Below are 19,281 nucleotides of genomic sequence, written 5' to 3'. Positions count from 1 at the left end.
AACCGGGGGGTATGAGAGGCCGGAACCAATTAAATAATTGGCACTGACATTCATCGACACACTATTGAGTTCTCAAAGAACACACGCACACACCATCGCCCAGACTCAATCCGCTTGATCAGTGAGGCAACTTATACAGCTTAGCTCAGCTAAGAAACAAGTTCTGTCTCCGAGAGAGCTAGTGTGATTTCAGGCGCTCCTCGTACTACCTCGTTTCCCGGTCCATCCGCTCAGCGTTTCCACTGGGCTTCTCGGCTCCGGGTCGGTGTCCGTGTCGCTCTGACTTGGAATAAGTTACGCGGCGGCGAACGCTACGTCAAATCGCCTGGGCAGCCCGAGAATTCGCAGGCCAGAGGCCCGGCACAGTGCCAATCGCGATTACCGGTGAGCGCGCTCACACCATCAATCGTTCGCCCCTACCGGCGCCCAATGATCGAGGCCCACACCGCTGGTTAGAAATCGCGCACCGAGTGCGCAGCGCTGCCGGAGTCGGTGGTGATCGCAGCACGGGCTGGTCACCGACCGGCGTTACCGTGGGGCAGGTGTTCACCGACATCGACCTCGGGCTCGCATGGTCCGAGTAGATCCCACCGGTTGCCTGAGATGTCGAGGAAGACGGCGACCTGACCGTACGGCTCGGTGCGCGGCGCGGTTACGAACCACACCCCCGCGTTGACCATCCGGTGATATGCCGCTGAGAAGTCGGCGACCCGGAGAAAGAAACCGACCCGACCCGCGGCCTGCTCGCCGATGGCGCGGTGCTGCCTGTCCCCGTCCGCCTGTGCGAGCAGGATTCCGGTGGTCGCGGCGGGTGGGCGAACGACTACCCATCGTTTGGCGCGGCCATCGTTGGTCAGTGCTGGAGAGTCTTCGACGAGATCGAAACCGAGTGTCTCGACGAAGAACTCGATGGCCGAGTCGTACTCCTCGACGATGATCGCAATCAGCTCCAGATGCACACAGCGAGCCTAGGCGTATGTTGCGGCCAGCCGTTGTCCGCCGAGCATCGACCGGGTCGAATCCGTCCTCTACCACGGTGATTCGACCCCGCTGTCTGCTATCCGACGGATCATGCGCCGCCGGAGTTCGCCGTCAGGTCGATGAATCCGAGGTCGAGCAACGCTCCCGTCTCGGGACGGTCGGTATGCGACACTGGCGCTGTGCAGCCTAGGCGCAGGATTCACTTCGTGGGCAGCTTGCCCGCGCAGTTGGACAGTCCAGAGAAGGCAATGGCATTCGCCGTCGACACAGCAGGCGAATTCCTGGACGGCCTGGTTCCGGGCGGCGAGGCGGATCCCTATCGCGCCCAGTGGTACGTCAGACCCATCATCGACCGGCTCGGCGCCATTCCGGCGCTGGCGCCGGTGCGTCGTGGTGATTGGTCGACGCTCCGTTCCCGCGACACGTTTCGGCTTCGGGCAGGCAGATCGCTGGCCGAGGCCGATGTCGACGCCGCGCTCGGCTATGCGGCGGAGGCAGGGCGTGCCATGGACGCGTTGGTCGACGTGCGCCGAACCGATCCCGGACTTCGCTTGCAGGTCGGCATACCGACGCCCTTTGTCATCGGTTTCATCGCCTTCGAGGCGCGGATGCTCATACGGCGGCGCGGCGCGGTCGGCCATGGCGACCGAGGCTTCCCCTATTACCGCCCGATTCTCGACGCCACGGTCAGGGAGATCGTCCGAATCCAGGAGGCGTTGCGGGACAACGTCGTATTCCAACTCGAACTGCCGGCGGAGACACTCATTTGCACGGGGACACCCGGGATCCTGCGGCAGGGCCCGGCCACCGTAGCGGGTCGAGCGATCGCACGCCTCGTCGCACGGGCGCCCCATGATGCCCATTTCGGCGTGCACCTGTGTTACGGGAGCCTCGACGACAAGCCGGTCGTGCGGCCGAGATCGGCGGCCCCGGTCGTCGCGCTGGCCAACGCGATAGCCCGATATTGGCCTGCGGGAAGGCATCTCGACTTCATCCATCTCCCCATCGGCGACGGCAAACAGGCGCCGGTTCGGCCGCGGTACTACGCACCCCTGGCACGCCTCGAATTACCTGCCGCTACCCGTGTTATCGCCGGGCTTGCGCATCCGACGCAGCCGCTCGCGCAAGCACGACAGGGGCTGGCGGCGGCGGAGTCGGCCTACGGCGGCCGGTTGGACGTCGCGTCCCCATGCGGTCTCGGCCGCTATCCGACCGTCGACCGGGCGCGGGCCGCGGTAGCGCACGCCGTCGCCTTGGCTCGAACAGATCCGTGAAACCGACGATGGCAGTACGCAGAACGTGCTGGTAGATCTTCGTGGAGTGTTGGATCATGTTGTGTCGGAGCATGGTTCGTCGATCGCTCGGATCGGGCGCCGGTTCGTGCGGGCGGAGCAGCGCTTTATCCGGGCAACGCATACTCCGCCACATCCGGGCAACAGATCTCGCGAGGAGCACCCGCATGCGGTAGCGATCGGCTACCGTTACACCCGTGGTCGAGGGAACTGACGGGCCGGTGTCGGAGGACGACCGAACACCGCAACCGTTCAACGGCGATCTGCCGAATTCTGCCCGGGTCTATGACTACCTGTTGGACGGAAAAGACAATCGCGACGTCGACCGCGCCATTGCCGATCAAATGCTCGCTACCGCACCCGAAGTCAAGACCGTGGCCTGGTTCAGCCGGAGTTTCGCGCTCAAAGCGGTCAAGATGGCCGCGGAAGCCGGTATCCGTCAGTTCGTCGATCTGGGGTCGGGTATCCCGACCTCGCCCAACGTGCATGAGGTGGCTTGGGAGATCGAGCCGTCAGCGCGGGTGGTGTATGTGGATTACGACCCGGTTGTGCGCGTCCATTGCGAGGCGCTGCTGGCCGATCCACGCGGTGTCACGGCACTGCTCGGCGACATTCGTCGACCCCACGACGTCCTCGATCAGCTGAAGAACCACGCGCTGATCGACTTCAACGAGCCAGTCGCGATCACGCTCATCGGTGTGCTGCATTACGTCGCGGACGACGAGCATCCCGCCGAGATCATCGCCGCCTTCCGCGATCAGTTGGCGCCAGGCAGCTACCTCGCGATCACGCACGGCTCCCTGGATTCCGCCCCAGAAATACTCAAGGTGCTCGCCGGCACCAAGAACACTTCAGCCCAGGTCGAATTTCGGTCCGCAGCACAGACGGAAGCGTTTATGGCCGGCTTCGAGTTGCTCGAGCCCGGTGTGGCGCCAGTACAGCAGTGGCTCCGCGACGACTTGCCGGACACTCGCATGGTCATGGACGGCGCCATCGGCCGCAAACCCTGAGAATCCGGCAGGGACAGGAGTAACCTCGAATGCGCCAATTCTTGTTGGCCGCCTGAACATTCGAGCATGAATCAGGCACTGTTCCAGTCAATCAGAGGATGAAAGATGAAGACCCTCAAAATTGTCGCCGGTATCGTGTCGATGATCGTAGCGGTCGCCGTCACCGGTGCTTCGGTTGCCAATGCCCCGCTCGCCTCCGCCGCTCCCGGCGAGTTCCTCATCACCAAAGATGTCCCCACCCTGGACGATCTCCACGCCCAGGTCGTGTTCCTGATCGAAACACCCGCCTCCGACGAGGCCAAGGCCGCCAATATGGAAGGCGGCATGCGGGCGGTCGTGGTTGCCCGCACCCTCTACAACACCGGCCTGTTCCGAGCCCCGATCGGGTCGAACGACATCACCGGTCCCGAAACCCATGACGGCAACGTGCACACCGCGATGCTGCGCAGCAAGTCTGCGGGACGACCGGATTTGGTTGCGCGCGTGGTCTGGAAGCGTATCGACGGCGTCTGGAAGCTGTCCAACAGTTCCGTGTGCGAGGGCATCAGGGCCGTGGGACTGGCGATCGCCTGCGACTTCTGACCGGCTGCGGGCGCCGTGATCGACATCCGTGACCTCACCCTGAGCTACCCAGGCGTGACGGTCCTCGAGGTCCCCGAAATGACCGTGGCAGACGGGGCACTCACCTACCTGATCGGTCTCAACGGCACCGGCAAAACCACGCTGCTGCGGTGTATCTGCGGCATCATCGCGCCCGCCATCGGCACCGTCCTGGTCGACGGCACCCGCGTCCGCGCCCAGCACACCACACCGGCCACTCTCGGAATGCACCTCAACTACCGAGCTTTCGACCCGCGCCACACCGCACGTCGGCACCTACGCTGGATCGCCCGCGCCCGTGGGCTAGCCACCGGCCGGGTCGGCGACGTCCTCGAGATCGTCGACCTCGTCCCGGACGCCGATCGCCGGCTCGGGCACTATTCGCTCGGCATGCTCCAACGTGTCGGTATCGCCGCCGCATTGCTGTCCGAGCCGCGAACCCTGCTGCTCGACGAACCGCTCAACGGCCTCGATATCGCAGGCATCCGCTGGATACGCGGCCTGCTTCGCGACCTCGCCGACGCCGGGACATGTGTGCTGGTTGCCACCCACCTGCTCGATGAGGTCGAACGCAACGCAGACCACATCGTCATCCTCGGAAACGGGCGCATTCTGACCGACCAGCCATTCACACACCTGATGAACACGCTGGGTCCTGGCGAAACCAGCCTCGAAGACGCGTACCTGCGCATCGCCGGCCTGCCTACCCACCGCGCGTTCGGCGTGACTCCATGAACGGCCCCGGTCCGGCCACCCTGATCCGCCGCGGCGTCGCCGCCGAATGGACCCGCACCACCGGACGCAGCTTCCTCTGGACCGCCGCCGTCCCCCTCACCTTCCTGCTGCCGCTGGTCGTCACCTTCGGAATCGCCGCTGTCGCAGAACGACTCGCCACCGTCCCCGGACAGAGTTACGTAGCCGCGGTCTCCACCACCAATTCCGTGTACTGGGTGATCACCTTGTCCGTGTCGGTCATGATGGTCACCGCTGCCGCCGCTCACGCCACCCAATGGCGCGGTCAGACAAGCGATCTCAACGCCTTCCTGTTTCCCCGGTCCTGGACCGTCGCGTTGGCCCGGTGGATCTACTACGGCACTATCACGGCAATCTCGACGGTTGTCCTGCTCGTCGTCGTCATGGTCACGCTGCCACACCAGTTCCCCCAGATCTATGGGAACGTGGACATCACCGACGCCGCCGGTATCCGATTCCTTTGGACCGTCCCGATTTACGCGTTCGCCGCATGCGGCGTGGGCGTCGCGGTCGGGTCGCTGATTCGCTCCCCGGCTGCCGCCGTCGCCGTCCTGCTGTTCTGGGTGTATGTGGCCGAGAACTCGCTCAATCTGCTACCGCATGGGTTCACTTTGCAGGCCTACGCCCCGTTCCTCAACGCCGTCGCCGCGACCGGCCAGCAGGTCGCCTTCCTCCCTCGCTTCGGCCGTAACGGATCGCTGCTCTACTTCATCCTCGTCGCCGCAGCCCTCTTCACCAGCACAGCCGTCCTACCCAGCCGCATTCGCCGGTTGTCCGGACATCGCAGAACGACGCTCACCAAATCAGCTACCACCTGAGGCACAGCTGCCGGCCGCGCGATTACCCGGAGACCGGACGAACCTCGAGCGGAAGACTTCGCATCACCGGGATCGGCCCCATGGCCTGCGGGGGCTTCTTGGTCGGGACCGGCCGGAATTCCCACCTCGACAGCAGACTGTGCAGCGTCGTTTGCAGTGACATCCAGGCATAGTTGTTACCGATGCACATCTGGCTGCCCATGCTGAATGGAACGAAGCTCCGGTGTTTCGCCCCAGAGGTCGACCACCGATCGGGGTCGAAAGTATTCGGATCGGCGAAGATATTCGGGTTGCGGTGAATAGCGGCAAGGCTGTAGCCGATATCGGTCCCAGCGGGAAAGGTGAAACCGCCGAGTTCGACCGTGGTGATGTTGCGCCTGGTCTGCAGTAGCGGCGAATGGAGCCGCGTGACCTCGTTCAAGAATCGGTTCAGATAATCGAGTTTGTCGAGGCTTCGGGGACTGAAGTCTTCGACGGTGGAGATCTCTTTCTGCAGTTTCGACGCCAACTCCGGGCGCTGCGCCAACTCGTACAGAGTCCAGGTCAGCATGGCGGTCGAGGCATCGATCCCGCCGAAAAGAATGGTCACGGCCTGCTCTGCCAGGAACTTGTCACTGCGGGGTTCAGCACCGAACGAATACAGCAGGAGGTCGATCAGGTCGTTCCGGCGCTCACCGCCGGCCCGGCGCACGACGAGCAACTTCTGGCAGTATTCCCGAAGTTGCGTGCCTGCCGACAGGAACTTTCGGTTCACCGGCAACGGCAGGTTCGCCAACCGCTTCGGCAGCACACTGCCCACTATGGCACCCGTTGCGATGTCCTCGATAAGCCCGAGGATGAGTTGCAACTCGTCGTCATCGGGTTCATGGGAGAACATGGACCCGAGCAGATTGGCGATCACCATCCCCAGCAGCGCGGAACGGACCTCGACAATCTGGCCTGGCCGCCACGAACTCGCCAACGCGTCCGCGTTACGCTTTGTCGTGTGCGCGTGGCTTTCCAGCTCTGTCCGATGGAACGCTGGTTGCAGCAGGCGACGAAGGTCCCGGTGTTGCTGACCATCCGCGACGATAAACGAATCATCGAATACGAGACGGATGCGTTCGAAGAGAAGTCCGCGCTCATAGGCGTCGGAGTTTTCTACCAACACTCTGTGGAGTAGTTCGAAATCGGTTATGACGTAGACAATGCGGCTGCCGATATCGACACGTACGATTTTCCCGACATCGACCAGATCAACCATGAACTGGACCGGATCCCGCCGCAATCGCCAACCGTGGCCGAGAACCGGCAACCGCCCCGGCCCGCACGGGACGTCACGGAGGTCCACCCCCTGCTGCCTTTCTTTCGGCAGGTTCGAGGCCAGAGACTTCGGGTGATCGGACGCCATCTCAGACAAGAGCGATCCCACTCCTTCCCTGCTGCCCGTCGGCAAGGTCGCTGACCAACCGGTCCACGCCGTCGGCGGCACGACGCCGGATGCTCTGACTACTCGAAGGGGGCCTTACGACTAGGTCGGTCATAGCCAACTCCTGGATCAGCGGTCGAGCAACGATCTCCGCGCAACTCTCGACAAACCTGCCTCGGCCTCAGACTTCCTCGATCGTCCACACAGGACTTGTGTATGCACCTGTGTCAACCGGACTGGACCACCGAGGCCCGTTGCCCATCAACACGTTACATTAGCCGGGTTCTTGCACCGACTCCTGCTTTCAGCCGAAACACCAACGGCCCGAGCACCATTCACAGCGGCGGTCACACCCTCCTGGTGGTGTCGATCGCGGTCGGGTAGCTGGGGCGAGCCCACCCCATTGTCGTACTGCCGGAGTGGGCAATCAACACGCTGAAGGAGATGGGGCCGAGACTGCGGCGAGGACGACCAGACCTCTCGCACAGCGGGCTCGACCTCGGCAAGCCACTGACTCGACAAGCGCCCCTCGCCAACCTCCGCCAGGAGGACCGGGCGAAGGACGGAGTCTGGGTGCACGGCTTCGGGACAGGCGAACCGAGAGGGGCCCGGGCGCGAACCGGCTTTGGGTAGGCAGCCGAAGCGAGGGGCTGGGGACACAGACTCGGGATTGGCAAACCCAGGAAGGGGGTCCGGGGGCGAAGCCCCGCCGGGCGGGGCGTGGGGGCTGCACCCCCACAAGACATGACGAAACGAGAACGGCCCATGCTCTCCATGAGCATGGGCCGCCTACGAGTGGAGTAGGCCCAACGTGTCAGCAGCGGACCCTCCGCTGAGTGGTCGCTCGATAAGCGGTGCGAGCGTTCATGCTATCTACCGATCGAACTGCCAGTCCTCCAGTCGGGTGTGGACGCCAATCATATTGATCTCCAGGTCGGTGCGGCCCTCGGCCTCGAGCTGTGCCACGCAAGCCTCGGCCATCTCCATTGAGAAGAACGCGCCCAGTTGGCCCAGGCTCCTACCCTCCTCGTCGTACCACTCGACGGAGTAGACCAGTTCTGGTTCGCGGTATCCCCTGGGCAGCTTCATCACCCAGGTGCGCCAAGTGCGGAAATGCCATCGTCCCACCCGAAGGCGGATGTGGCGAACATCTTGAATCGCGAACTCGAACACTTTGAGGGTCTATGCTCGCTCATCGGCCCCACAGGGCAGTCGGACCACCACGTTTCGAGCTGATCCTCAGAAGGAATGCCGGCGAACGGTCAGGGCAGTCAGCAGAGGCATTTCCTCATGCTTCGTCCGTGGTCACGACATCGCGCCGCGAACCGCGCCACACCGCTAACCAACCAACCTCCGCCGGGGTGATCGCTCATTAAGCGGCATAGCGCGCACGGCCTGCGGTCAGCCACAACCGTAGGCAGGTGGCGGATCGCCCGAGATGCGGTCGCGCTCTGCGGGAGACGCTTCTCACGGTACTCAGCAATCAGCGCTGCCGTGGCGTGCGCCAACTGCAGCGGAACTGCGGATGTGCGAACCCGCACGTCGACCATCGTGCTCACCCGTCCCGCGCGCTGGCCGGTGACGCGGGCGATGATGAACCCGACACGAACATGGTTCCGATAGGCGAGGACAGTATGGCTACACCCGGATTTCCGCCGAATTCCCTTGACCCCGAAGGTTTTCCGTTGTGGATCAACGGGCTGGCGAGCGACGATCCCAATCACTGCGTGCACGTGGTCCGTGGCCTCGAACCCGCCGCGGCACTCGAAGCACTAGGAGCCAAGGCACGCCTGTTCCGGCCGTGCAAACTTCCCGCAGTCAAGCCGGACGAGCGGACCTCCCTGCCAGCGGCGGCACTCGGCACCGAGCGAGGCGCTACCGCGACGCTGCTGGCGGGGCAGGTCGGCGAATGGACCTTCATCTATGACGATTTCGGCGCCACCGAAGACGCGGCGGCTCTATCGGCCGACGGTCGCGTAGCTGCGACGAGCTACTTCTCCATCAATGCCGACGCGAGCCTGACCTACTACGCCGACGGAAACGAAATCGCCTGGATCAACGTCGACGACCTCGAACTCGACACCGACCTGGCCGACCTACCCGACGAACTGCGCGCGGCGTTCGAAGCGGCCGGCACCGTCGACCACGACTACCTCGACCCGGGCGAGGCCGACTCCGCCATCGGCCTCCGCGCGATCAGCGCACTCGCAGGCATCCACTACACCCTCGACGACCTACGCCAAATCCCATTACTGGTCACACCTTTCGGCTGAATCGGGCGCTCAATTACCCCAGCGGTCGCCGCATAGGTTCAACTCGACTCGATCCCTCGGGTCGATCGACAAAGCAACGCACCGAGCCATCCGCGTTCGCCGGGATCCCTACCGGGCGATCGGCATCGCGGGGACCGCCGAGTTGGCGGAGGTGCAACGGCGGATCGTGCGCGCCCTTCCGGCGCGGATCACAGCTTTCGGTGCCTGATGCATCAATTCGGTACGTGCAGGCGGGTAGCGCGGCTGCGTCCGGCGGTGCAGCCAGTCGGACGCGCCGTCCGGGTGATGGCGTCGGGCGGGTGGCGTCGAAAGCGCGCTCATCGCCATTACAGGACGTTCGGACGCCGATCAGATGGCCCCATCAGGACGAGGTCGCCAATGAAAAATCCCGAGGTCCAGTAGAAAATGGACCTCGGGACTGCCAGTACCCATACGCAGGTTCTACCTCGAGTGGACCTAACGGACCAGCATACGAATCGCGCGGTGCAGGTGAACGGCCCGGACATCATGATCCGCGCGGTCGGCACCCGGCAACCGAGACCGAGCGTTGTTCCGGCGCGTTTTCGGGCGGATTCAGTGGGCGAACGTGTCGTTGATGTAGTTTGCCGCGTGTGTCGTCCACACCACGTTCGTGCCGGGCATGTTCTGCGCCGAATAGGCGACGTGCGGGCCGTTCGGCCAGGGCGTCAGCAGATCGATGATTCCGCGCATCGCCTCCGCATAGCGGCCGACGTTTGCAATCGGGTCCTGCAGCAACCACCGCAGCAACTCGTCGAAGATCATGTAGCTCACATTGCCGAAGCGCGCGCCCTCCACGAACGAGAACGGCGAGATTCCCACATCGATGATCCGCAGCGGCGAGTCCGGCGGGGATGCGGTAACAATGTCGGCCGCATTAGCGTACTCACGCGTCTGGACCAGCTCCGGCCACGGCCCGTGCTGACCATGCAGTCCGAAGGTCGACGGCGGGCACAGGTCGCCGACCGAATCTCCCGCGTTGCGACGCGGATTGGCGATATTGACCGCGAACGCGATCTCCAGCGGGCTGCCGTCTGTGTTGGTGTACTGCCCGCACTGGACGCCCTCGAGGATCTGGCTGGCGCAGATGCCACCCAGCGAATAGCTCAGGATCCCACAGACATTCGGTGAATCCTGGATCGCCCGCACCCCGGCGGCAATGCCCTCCTGCACCGAGGTGTCCAGCGACGGACCCCACAGATTCGGGTCGGGCCCGATCGATGCCGTCCAATCCGGTTCGAAACTGCGGAAGTACCCCGGGTCGAGCAGGCCCGTGACGGCCGCCAGCATGCCTATCGGTGCGCCGTCCAGGTTACGTGTCTCATTGGTCCCTCGAAACGTGAAGATGTCGATCATCGGTGCTCCTCACCCGAATAAACACCCCCGTAACACCACGGTAGATCCATAGCGACCGACCAGTGGGCAAGTTCAGGACTCGGTCAGGAATCGATCGGCTGGGCAGAAATGCTGTTGGCCCGGAAGACGATTCCAACTTGACGCGGTTCGGTCCGGTCAAGGCCGACGAACTGCTGCCATCGCACCGCAAGTTGGACGCTGAGGACGTCGAGGATTGACCAGCGCCCGGTGCGAGACACCCGCACGTGCACCCCGACCTCGCCGGTAGGAAACGCGCAGCCCTCGGCCCTACTACTGTGCTGGCCCCGCGATCCCGCTCGAGGCTGCCGGACACGATAGTGCCGCGCGCGTGAGTTCGGCCGCGAGGGATTTGTCGTGTTCGCCTCCTGGAACGGCACCGCTCCCTTGGACGCCTCCTTCGGAGACCAGCAACGCCACCGGCTCTCCCGCGCCGGCAACCGCGCCCGCCCTCGACAAGCTCCGCTAGGGCGAACCATGGGGATCGAAAGATGGGGTAAACCATGGGGATTCTTCCGAATGAACGAAGTCAGGCCCGGCATTGCCGGGCCTGACCTGTATAAAAAGTGGAGCTAAGGGGACTCGAACCCCTGACCCCCACACTGCCAGTGTGGTGCGCTACCAGCTGCGCCATAGCCCCGAGTGGGTTGCTTTCAGGTTTCCCTGACTGCCTGAACGAAGTTACACCACGGGTATGGCGGCGGCCAAATCGCGTTGAATCGGGGGTGGCGGTGTGGGGCCGGCGGTCGTAGACTCGAACGCATGTTCGAAGGAAACGATCTCTCGGTGCTGGACTTTCAGGCCATGAGCGATGAGGGGCTGATCGACGCCCTTCGGACTGCGCATGGGGTGTCGGCGGCGGCGCAGGCGGCGGAGGTGTTCGCGGTGCGGGAGTTGTATCGGCGGCATCGGGCGGCGAATGCGGAGCCGGGGCCGGGTGGGGTGCGGGCCGGGGAGTTCGCGGCTACCGAGGCGGCGGTGGCGTTGCAGGTCGATGAGGGGTCTGCGGCGGCGATGATCGATGTCGGGCTGGCGCTGGAGGATTGGTTGCCGCGCACGCGGGCGGAGTTCGCGGTGGGGCGGATCGACCTGGCGAAGGTGCGGGTGATCATCGATAACACGCGTGCGGTGGCCAGGGATGTGCTCGGCGAGTTGGAGCCGAGGTTGTTGGAGACCGCGGAGCGGACCACGCCGGTGCGGCTGCGACAGGCGGCGCGGCGGTGGGCGGCGCGGCTGGATCCCGGTGGGGCGCAACGACGGCGGGAGCGGCGCCAGGATGATCGGGACGTCCGGATTCGGGCGGTGCAGGACAGTATGGCGGTGTTCGACGGGCTGCTGCCCGCGCCCGGCGCGCAGACGGTGGCCATGCGGCTGCGAGAGATGAGTCTGCAGGTGTGCGCGTCGGATCCGCGGACGATGCCGCAGCGGCGGGCCGACGCGCTGGTGGCGTTGGCCGACGGGTCGGGGCAGTTGCGGTGCGCGTGTGGGCGCGGGGTGCGATGTTCGAAGGGGGATGTGGTGGGCGACCCGCCGCGGCGGCCGTTGATCCAGATCGGGATTCCGGCGGACACGTTGCTGGGGATGCGGGACGCACCCGCGTTTCTGGCCGGGTACGGACCGATCGATGCCGCGCTGGCCCGGATCCTCGCCGAACATGCCCGGTTCCAAGTGATTCCGGAACAGTCGGACGACGAATCGGGCCCGCACGCACCACACCTGGATCGGGAAGTGCGTGCGTGGGACGGGATGTGCCGGTTCCCGGGGTGCACGATTCCCGCGGCCGAATCAGAACTGGATCGGTCACCCGTCGACGCGACGGTGCTGTGCGCGCGTCACCACCGCTTGAAAACGTTGGCAGACAACAAGAAAGTGCCGTGGGAAACTTGGCTGGCCGACCCGGGTCGGCTGCAGTGGACCGCGCCGACCGGCGAGGTGCACACCACCTCCCGCGAAGGCGCCCGATACCTGTTCCCGCACAAGGACATCGACGTACCGACCGGCCCGGCCCACACCTCACCCCAGACACCCGAGAGCAACCTCCCCGACGACCTCGCCTACCCCTTCCGCGGCCACGTCCTGGTCCACCGCCAACTGTGCCGAATCGCTCCGGAGGACGAAATCCCCGACGACGCAACAACTCCCGCGATCAGCACGATGCGGTGAGCCGCCGAAGAGATGCGAGAACCCACTGACCAACTGAAAACTCGACGCGCGGCGGTCCCGGCCGACTGGGGAAGCAGGACCGCGCCGTCGAACGGGCCGAGCCGCCGACTGGTGGAGCCGGCGGCTCGGCCCACGAACCAACCGACCCGATGCCAAGGGAACGTCCGCGCCATCGAGCGCGACCGTCCCGCGACCCACCGAATGCTCGGCGGTCCGGCTGACTGGGGAAGCTGGGTACCCCGCCGAGCGGGCCGAGTCCGCGACGAGTTCGTTGGCTCGGCCCCCCGAACCAACCGAATGCTCGGCGCCCGCGGTCCCGGGGAACTCCTGGAGTCGGATCGCCCACGTCGAGCGGGGCCGGGCCGCGACAGGGTGGTGTGTCCGGCCCGGCCCCACCCGCGCTCAGGACTTGACGGCGATCCCGCCGACGATGATCTCCTCGACGAGCGTCAGCTTGTCGCGCACGATCTTGTCCGGTCGCCAGTAGGACAGCGGCACCAAGCCGGGCTCGACCAGTTCGCAGCCGCGGAACAACCGGATGATCTCGTCCCGGGTGCGGAACCGCCCGGTACCGAGGAAGTCGAGGAAGGACTTCTCCAACGCGCGCGATTCGTCACCCGTGTCGAGGAAGTGCGTGATGAACAGGTGGCTGCCCACCGGCACGGCATCCAGATACCCGTCGACCACGCCCTCGGGATCCTCATCGTCGTGCAGGTGATGCAGCATGCCGACGAGCATGACGGCCACCGGTTCGGAGAAGTCGATCAGTCTCTGCACGTCCGGATGGGCCAGCACCGCGGCGGGGTCGCGCAGATCGGCGGTGATGACGCGCGTCTGACCGTTCTCGCCTAGGAGCGCTCGCCCGTGCGCCAACACGATCGGATCCTTGTCGACGTAGACGACCTTGGATTCCGGCTGCAGCGCTTGCGCGACCTGGTGGGTGTTCTCCATCGTGGGCAGACCTGCACCAAGGTCGAGGTACTGCTTCAGTCCCGCTTCGCCCGCGAGATACTTGACCCCGCGGCCGAGCACCGCCCGATTCAGCTTGGCCAGCTCATCGACCTCGGGCATGGTTTCCCGCAGGTGGTCGAGCACGACTTCGTCGGACGGGTAATAGTCCTTACCACCGAGTAGCGCGTCGTAGACTCTCGAGATACTCGGCTTCGATACGTCGAACTCGACTGGGGCCGAATCGGAATTCGTCATCGTTCATCCCTTTACGCGCGATACTCGGACACTTGACCGCTTTCGAAAAAGCCTAGCCACGCAAGTCGATGTCGCGCGGCGCATTTGCTCGATCCGTGTCAAGTCGTCATCAGCGGGTGAGGGCGACCACCCAGTCCTCGTTGTTCACCTCGATCTTCGTCTTGCCGTCGAACACGGCCGGCGTTGCCGCGGAGCCGCCGAGGGCCGCGCCGAGGGCATCGGTCGTCGCAGTCGCGCTGGTGCGGGCCGCGTCGACCTTGGCGCCGGTGGAGATGCACTGCAGCACCGACTCCGGTGCGCCCGCGACCCTGGCCTGCGCGGCGAGTTCGTCATTGCTGAGGTCGGCGCCGCCCTCGCTCGGTCGCTTGGTGGTGAACAGTTCGGTGTGGAACTTCGAGTACACCGGGCCCGAACCGCCCTCTGCCACACACTGATTGGCGGCCACCGCGCGTGACGAGTAATCCTTGCTGCGGGAGCGGGGATCGAGGAAGTTCACCAGCCGGTAGCGCACCGCCAGCTTGCCCTCGTCGATCTGCTGCGCGATCTCCTGACCGTAGATGCGCTCCATGTTGCCGCAGCCGGGGCAGATCGGGTCCTCGAAGATGTCGATCGTCTTCGGCGCACCGGGCCTGCCGAGCAGGATCGAACCATCCGGCTCCAGCATCACGTGCACACCGGGATCGTGCGCGGACCCGTACCCGTCGTTGCGCACACTCGCCTCGTCATGCCCGCTGCGGACCGCCACGATAACGATTATCGCGATCAACGCGAGGGCAACAGCGCCCAACGCATAGGTGGTCTTGCTGGACATGGGCCGCGGGGTGTAGTTCGAACGCGATTCGCTCACCCCAACACTCTGCCGCAACCGACCAACACCCCCGCCGCCAACCCCCACCAGCTGCGAGACTCCGCACAGTTCAGCCTCCACATAGCCATCAACCGGTCGAGGACGATGTGAAGCCCGACGAATTGCCGAAGTCTCGACGCAACGTGCGGTGCCGCCCTCACTGGACGCCAAGTAGAACCGCACCACGAAGCCACAACCCGATCCGATAGCGCGGCGATACACCGACCACCGCACGACCGATCGCAAGCACCCCGCGCACGAATTCGCGGCACGCGCACAACTCATCCAGTGATTCCGTGCGCGACAGGCAAATCCGCACGCGGCAGAACCGCCACCTACCCGGCCGGGCTACGAACATGACCGCGCTCGACTCGTAACGGGCTGCCGCGCATACGTTCGCACCCTGCGCACAACTCGGTCAGCAATTTCGTGCGCGACACGCAAATCTGTGCGCGGCAGTGCCTCCGCCCACCCTGCATGGGCTGCGAACACCGCCGCGCTCGACTTAAGGCGGGAACGCACACGGCGGCCGCGCAAGCGACAGAATCGCCAGCACCCCGCGCACAAATTCACGGGACGCGCGTAACTCATCCAGCGATTCCGTGCGCGGGAGGCAAATCTGTGCGCGCCGTCCCGTTGCTAGCGGCTGCGGCGCGACAACGTCGACGAGCCGTGCGGGTGACAGTTAGCGTGCGAGCGAGTCTCGGGCAGTGGGTTCGGTGTCCACCTCGGCCGGTTCGGCGGCGTGCCGCGTCGGGCCGCCGATGCCGGGCACCGCACGTTCACCGGTGACGGGCTCCGCGATCGGCGGTATCGGGCTGTCGGCGATGGGCGCGCCTGCCGCGTCGTTCACCGCGTGCTCGACCTCGGGATCGTGTCCGGCCAACTGGTGGTCTGCCCCGTCCGCACCGCAGATGTGGTCGCAGTCGCCGACCGACTTGTGCAGCGGATCTTCCCGCTTGCGCAGCGGCTCCGGCACCACCGCCCATGCGACCGCCGCGACGGCGAGCAACGCACCGGTGACGGCGAGCGCGAGACCGTACGACGCCTGCTGCGCCAGTGCGCCCACCGCGACCGGACCGAGCACCGTGCCGAGATCGGCCGCCATCTGGAAGCCGGCGAGCACCGGTCCGCCGCGGGCGTTCGGGCCGATGATGTCGGCGACCGCGGCCTGCTGGGTCGGCGTGAACATGCCGGCGCCGAGACCGGCCACGAACGAGGTGGCGAGCAACCACGGCAGGGTGTCGGCGATGCCGAGACCGGCCGTGCCGAGCGCACAGATCAGCGACCCGGTGATCAGAAAAGGCTTGCGCCCCCAGCGATCGGAGTATCGACCAGCCAGGAAGAGCACCGCGATATTGCCCGCCGCGAACACGGTCAACGCCACCCCGGCCATGCCGGGCGTCTGATGCAGCACTTCGACGACGAGCAGCGGCACCAACGCCATCCGCACACCGAATATCGCGGCCCCGTTGGCGAAGTTGGACCACAGCACCGCCCGATACTCCGACCGGGCCCACGCTTCCCGGAACGACATCATCCGCAGGCCGCCAACGGGTTCCGGCGCGGCGAGCTGCGAATTCCGCAGCGCCAGGTACACCGCGACGGTCACCACGAGCAGCGCGGCCGCGTAGATCACGAACGGCATCCGCAAGCCGAACCCGGACAACGCCCCACCGACCAGCGGGCCACTGACCGACCCGATCAGGAACCCGGTCGACCACAGCCCGGACACCCGGCCGCGCGCGGCGGGCGGCGACATCCGGATCACCAGCGCCAGCGACGACACGGTGAACATGGTCGACCCGACCCCGCCGAGCGACCGCAAAACCATCAACTGCCAATAACTTTGGGCCAGCGCGCTGGCCCCGGTGGACAGCGCGACGATCAGCAGACCGGTGAGATAGACCGACCGCTCCCCCAGCCGCTGCACCAGCCGCCCACTCACCGGCGCGAACAGCAACCGCATCAACGCGAACGCGCTCACGATCGCCGAGGCCGCCGCGACGCCGACCCCGAAGCTACGCGCGAATTGCGGCAGCACCGGCGCGACCAGCCCGAACCCGATGGCGATGACGAACGCGCCACCGACGAGCACCCAGATCTCGATGGGCAGTGGCTCCGCCCGGCCGCCGGACCGTGCCGTGCCGACTGCCGAGGATCTACTCACCGGCTAGCGCCTGTCCCACCACTTCCTCCGCAGCCGCCTGCACCTGCGCGAGGTGCTCGGGACCGTGGAACGACTCCGCGTAGATCTTGTATTTGTCCTCGGTGCCGGACGGCCGGGCGGCGAACCACGCGTTCTCGGTGGTCACCTTGAGCCCGCCGAGCGGTGCGCCGTTGCCCTTCGCCCTGGTGAGCACGGACGTGATGGGCTCACCGGCGATCTCCTTGGTGGTGATCATGTCCGGAGTCAACTTCGCCAGTAGCGCTTTCTGTTCCGTCGTCGCGGCGGCGTCGATCCGCGCGTAGGCGGGACTGCCGTACCGGCGTTCGAGTTCGACGTAGCGCGCCGACGGGCTCTGCCCGGTGACCGCGGCGATCTCGGCGGCGAGCAGCGCGAGCAGGATGCCGTCCTTGTCGGTGGTCCACACGGTGCCGTCCATCCGCAGGAACGACGCGCCCGCGCTCTCCTCGCCGCCGAAAGCGAGGCTGCCGCTGAACAATCCGGGCACGAAGAATTTGAAGCCGACGGGCACCTCGTGCACGTCGCGGCCGAGCACGCTGACCACCCGATCGATCATCGACGAGGTGACCACCGTCTTGCCGATCTTGCTGAGCGCGTCCCAGCCCATCCGATTCGCGACCAGGTATTCGATGGCCACCGCGAGGAAGTGGTTCGGGTTGATCAGCCCGCCGTCGGGCGTGACGATGCCGTGCCGGTCCGCGTCCGCGTCGTTGCCGGTGGACAGGTCGTAGTCGTCCTTGATCGCGATCAGCGACGCCATCGCGTAGCGCGAGGACGGATCCATCCGGATCTTGCCGTCGCTGTCGAGGGTCATGAACCGCCAGGTGGGGTCGACGAACGGGTTGACCACCTCCAGCTCGAGGTCGTAGCGCTGCCCGATCTCTTCCCAGTAGTCGACGCTCGCGCCGCCCATCGGGTCGGCGCCGAGCCGGATGCCCGCGCCGCGAATCGCGTCCAGGTTCAACACATTCGGCAGGTCGGCGATGTAGTGGTCGAGGTAGTCGTAGCGCTGGACGTTGGTTTCCAGCGCGTGCTGCAGCGTGGTCCGCTTGATCCCGGCGAGCCCGCTGCGCAGCAGTTCGTTGGCGCGCGCGGCGATGGCGTCGGTGGCCGTGTTGTCGGCCGGACCGCCGTGCGGCGGGTTGTATTTGAAGCCGCCGTCGCGCGGCGGGTTGTGCGACGGGGTGATCACGATGCCGTCGGCCTGGTTGCGGGTGCCGCCCCGATTGTGCCGCAGCACAGCGTGACTCAGCGCCGGCGTCGGCGTGTACCGGTCGCGGGCGTCGATCATCGCGGTCACGTCGTTGGCTGCGAGCACCTCGAGCGCGGTGACCATGGCGGGTTCGGACAGCGCGTGGGTGTCCCTGGCCAGATATACCGGCCCGGTAATCCCGCGGGTCGCACGGTATTCCACGATCGACTGGGTGATCGCGAGGATGTGCGCCTCGTTGAACGCGGTGTCCAGGCTGGAGCCGCGATGTCCCGACGTGCCGAAAACCACCTGCTGTGCCGGATCCGCCGGATCCGGAATCTGGCTGTAGTACGCCGTGACCAGATGTGCGATGTCTTCCAGATCGGTGGGACGCGCGAGTCGCCCTGCTCGATCATGGGCCATGCTCGGGTCTCCCTTCCGTATCGGCTGCGCCCTGCTCGTCATCAGGATCATGGCCACAACCACTGTGTCGTCGACGCGGCGACGAAGACCGCGAGCAGGCAGGCCGCGACCGTCACCGGCCGGATCGTCTCGTGGCCGAACGTGCTGAACCCGGTCAGCGCGCCGCGAAAACCCGTACCGGCGGCGGCTGTCAGCCGATTGCCCGCACTCGCGCCGATCAATCCACCGAGCAGCGCCGAACCGACAATGTTAACGGTCGGCGTGCCAAGTGGCAGCAGAGCACCGAAACGTGCTGGTACGACGGGATCTACGCGACGCGGCACGGGCGCGTCGAGCGGCAGGATCATCGGGCGGCTCCCTGCCACAGTTCCAGCGGCGAGAGCGCGACGTTGAGGGTGGTGAACAGCTCGGCGTTCTGTTCGACGAACGCGCGCAACCGGGCGGCCTCGTCGACGAGCATCAGCACCAGCGGCAGATGGTCGGCCATGTCCAGGACGCGCGTGGTGTGGATCCGCGAGGACGCGCCGTAGCCTTCGATGCCGCGCCACACGCTCGCGCCGGCCAGGCCGGTGTCGCGGGCGCGGCCCATGATCTCGGCGTACAGGGGCGTGTGCCGCCATTTGTCGTCCTCGTCGAGCAGCACCGTCAGTCGCGCCGCGGGTTGCCACTGTCCTGCTTCTCCCACTGCCTGGCCCCCTTCCGTCGTGCCGTTGCCGTTGACCGTCGAGTGATCCC

General features: G+C 65.7%; 17 protein-coding genes and 1 tRNA gene. 7 read left to right on the top strand and 11 right to left on the bottom strand.

Annotated features, from left to right (window positions below; genetic code table 11):
- Positions 1-515: 515 nt before the first annotated feature.
- Positions 516-959 carry a VOC family protein gene (locus ACFWF1_RS42010; protein WP_379285206.1) on the bottom strand — a complete coding sequence of 148 codons (444 nt, stop codon included), beginning with the start codon at positions 957-959 and terminating at the stop codon, positions 516-518.
- Between the two features lie 228 nt (positions 960-1,187).
- Here ACFWF1_RS42010 and ACFWF1_RS42005 point away from each other — a divergent pair, with 228 nt between their 5' ends.
- From ACFWF1_RS42005 to ACFWF1_RS41985, 5 genes are all read left to right on the top strand, one after another.
- The gene (locus ACFWF1_RS42005) at positions 1,188-2,255 is read left to right on the top strand and encodes a hypothetical protein (protein WP_379285207.1); all 1,068 of its coding nucleotides are present in this window, start codon (positions 1,188-1,190) and stop codon (positions 2,253-2,255) included.
- Between the two features lie 215 nt (positions 2,256-2,470).
- A complete protein-coding gene (locus ACFWF1_RS42000) occupies positions 2,471-3,283 on the top strand; it encodes an SAM-dependent methyltransferase (protein ID WP_379285208.1) in 813 nt (270 codons plus the stop codon).
- A gap of 105 nt (positions 3,284-3,388) precedes the next feature.
- Positions 3,389-3,865 (top strand): hypothetical protein, encoded by a 477-nt coding sequence (locus tag ACFWF1_RS41995; protein ID WP_379285209.1) that lies wholly within the window; start codon positions 3,389-3,391, stop codon positions 3,863-3,865.
- 78 nt (positions 3,866-3,943) lie between these two features.
- On the top strand, positions 3,944-4,618 hold the full coding sequence (locus tag ACFWF1_RS41990; protein WP_379285210.1) for an ABC transporter ATP-binding protein: 675 nt from the start codon (positions 3,944-3,946) through the stop codon (positions 4,616-4,618).
- Entirely contained in the window at positions 4,615-5,454 is an 840-nt protein-coding gene (locus tag ACFWF1_RS41985) for an ABC transporter permease (RefSeq protein ID WP_379285211.1), read from the top strand. The genes ACFWF1_RS41990 and ACFWF1_RS41985 overlap by 4 nt, the downstream gene beginning before the upstream one ends.
- Before the next feature lie 22 nt (positions 5,455-5,476).
- Here ACFWF1_RS41985 and ACFWF1_RS41980 read toward each other — a convergent pair whose 3' ends face one another.
- Positions 5,477-6,844 (bottom strand): cytochrome P450, encoded by a 1,368-nt coding sequence (locus ACFWF1_RS41980; RefSeq protein WP_379285717.1) that lies wholly within the window; start codon positions 6,842-6,844, stop codon positions 5,477-5,479.
- 891 nt (positions 6,845-7,735) lie between these two features.
- Positions 7,736-8,035 carry a hypothetical protein gene (locus ACFWF1_RS41975; protein WP_379285212.1) on the bottom strand — a complete coding sequence of 100 codons (300 nt, stop codon included), beginning with the start codon at positions 8,033-8,035 and terminating at the stop codon, positions 7,736-7,738.
- 461 nt (positions 8,036-8,496) lie between these two features.
- Here ACFWF1_RS41975 and ACFWF1_RS41970 point away from each other — a divergent pair, with 461 nt between their 5' ends.
- Positions 8,497-9,135 carry a DUF6461 domain-containing protein gene (locus tag ACFWF1_RS41970; protein ID WP_379285213.1) on the top strand — a complete coding sequence of 213 codons (639 nt, stop codon included), beginning with the start codon at positions 8,497-8,499 and terminating at the stop codon, positions 9,133-9,135.
- Between the two features lie 573 nt (positions 9,136-9,708).
- Here the strand turns inward: ACFWF1_RS41970 and ACFWF1_RS41965 are convergent.
- Positions 9,709-10,509 carry a hypothetical protein gene (locus tag ACFWF1_RS41965; RefSeq protein ID WP_379285214.1) on the bottom strand — a complete coding sequence of 267 codons (801 nt, stop codon included), beginning with the start codon at positions 10,507-10,509 and terminating at the stop codon, positions 9,709-9,711.
- 585 nt (positions 10,510-11,094) lie between these two features.
- Positions 11,095-11,167 (bottom strand) — tRNA-Ala (locus ACFWF1_RS41960).
- 122 nt (positions 11,168-11,289) lie between these two features.
- On the opposite strand from ACFWF1_RS41960, the gene ACFWF1_RS41955 reads away from it, so the two are divergent.
- The gene (locus tag ACFWF1_RS41955; protein WP_379285215.1) at positions 11,290-12,690 is read left to right on the top strand and encodes a DUF222 domain-containing protein; all 1,401 of its coding nucleotides are present in this window, start codon (positions 11,290-11,292) and stop codon (positions 12,688-12,690) included.
- A gap of 402 nt (positions 12,691-13,092) precedes the next feature.
- On the opposite strand, the gene ACFWF1_RS41950 is transcribed toward ACFWF1_RS41955, so the two are convergent.
- The 6 genes from ACFWF1_RS41950 to ACFWF1_RS41925 form a co-directional block, all read right to left on the bottom strand.
- The gene (locus ACFWF1_RS41950) at positions 13,093-13,896 is read right to left on the bottom strand and encodes an SAM-dependent methyltransferase (RefSeq protein ID WP_379285216.1); all 804 of its coding nucleotides are present in this window, start codon (positions 13,894-13,896) and stop codon (positions 13,093-13,095) included.
- Between the two features lie 109 nt (positions 13,897-14,005).
- Entirely contained in the window at positions 14,006-14,743 is a 738-nt protein-coding gene (locus ACFWF1_RS41945) for a DsbA family protein (RefSeq protein ID WP_379285217.1), read from the bottom strand.
- A gap of 685 nt (positions 14,744-15,428) precedes the next feature.
- Positions 15,429-16,913 (bottom strand): MFS transporter, encoded by a 1,485-nt coding sequence (locus ACFWF1_RS41940; RefSeq protein WP_379285218.1) that lies wholly within the window; start codon positions 16,911-16,913, stop codon positions 15,429-15,431.
- Positions 16,906-18,546: a phosphoglucomutase (alpha-D-glucose-1,6-bisphosphate-dependent) gene (gene pgm / locus ACFWF1_RS41935; RefSeq protein ID WP_379285219.1), complete on the bottom strand. Its 1,641-nt coding sequence runs from the start codon at positions 18,544-18,546 to the stop codon at positions 16,906-16,908. The genes ACFWF1_RS41940 and pgm overlap by 8 nt, the downstream gene beginning before the upstream one ends.
- A gap of 47 nt (positions 18,547-18,593) precedes the next feature.
- Positions 18,594-18,893: a fluoride efflux transporter FluC gene (locus ACFWF1_RS41930; protein ID WP_379285719.1), complete on the bottom strand. Its 300-nt coding sequence runs from the start codon at positions 18,891-18,893 to the stop codon at positions 18,594-18,596.
- Complete coding sequence (locus ACFWF1_RS41925) at positions 18,890-19,231, bottom strand: DUF190 domain-containing protein (RefSeq protein ID WP_379285220.1); 342 nt, start codon at positions 19,229-19,231, stop codon at positions 18,890-18,892. Before ACFWF1_RS41925 ends, ACFWF1_RS41930 begins: the two co-directional genes overlap by 4 nt.
- Positions 19,232-19,281: the final 50 nt, after the last annotated feature.

The sequence above is a fragment of the Nocardia sp. NPDC060255 genome (genome assembly GCF_042727395.1).
Classification (GTDB): Bacteria; Actinomycetota; Actinomycetes; order Mycobacteriales; family Mycobacteriaceae; genus Nocardia.
This window is presented reverse-complemented; position numbering and strand designations above follow the sequence as displayed.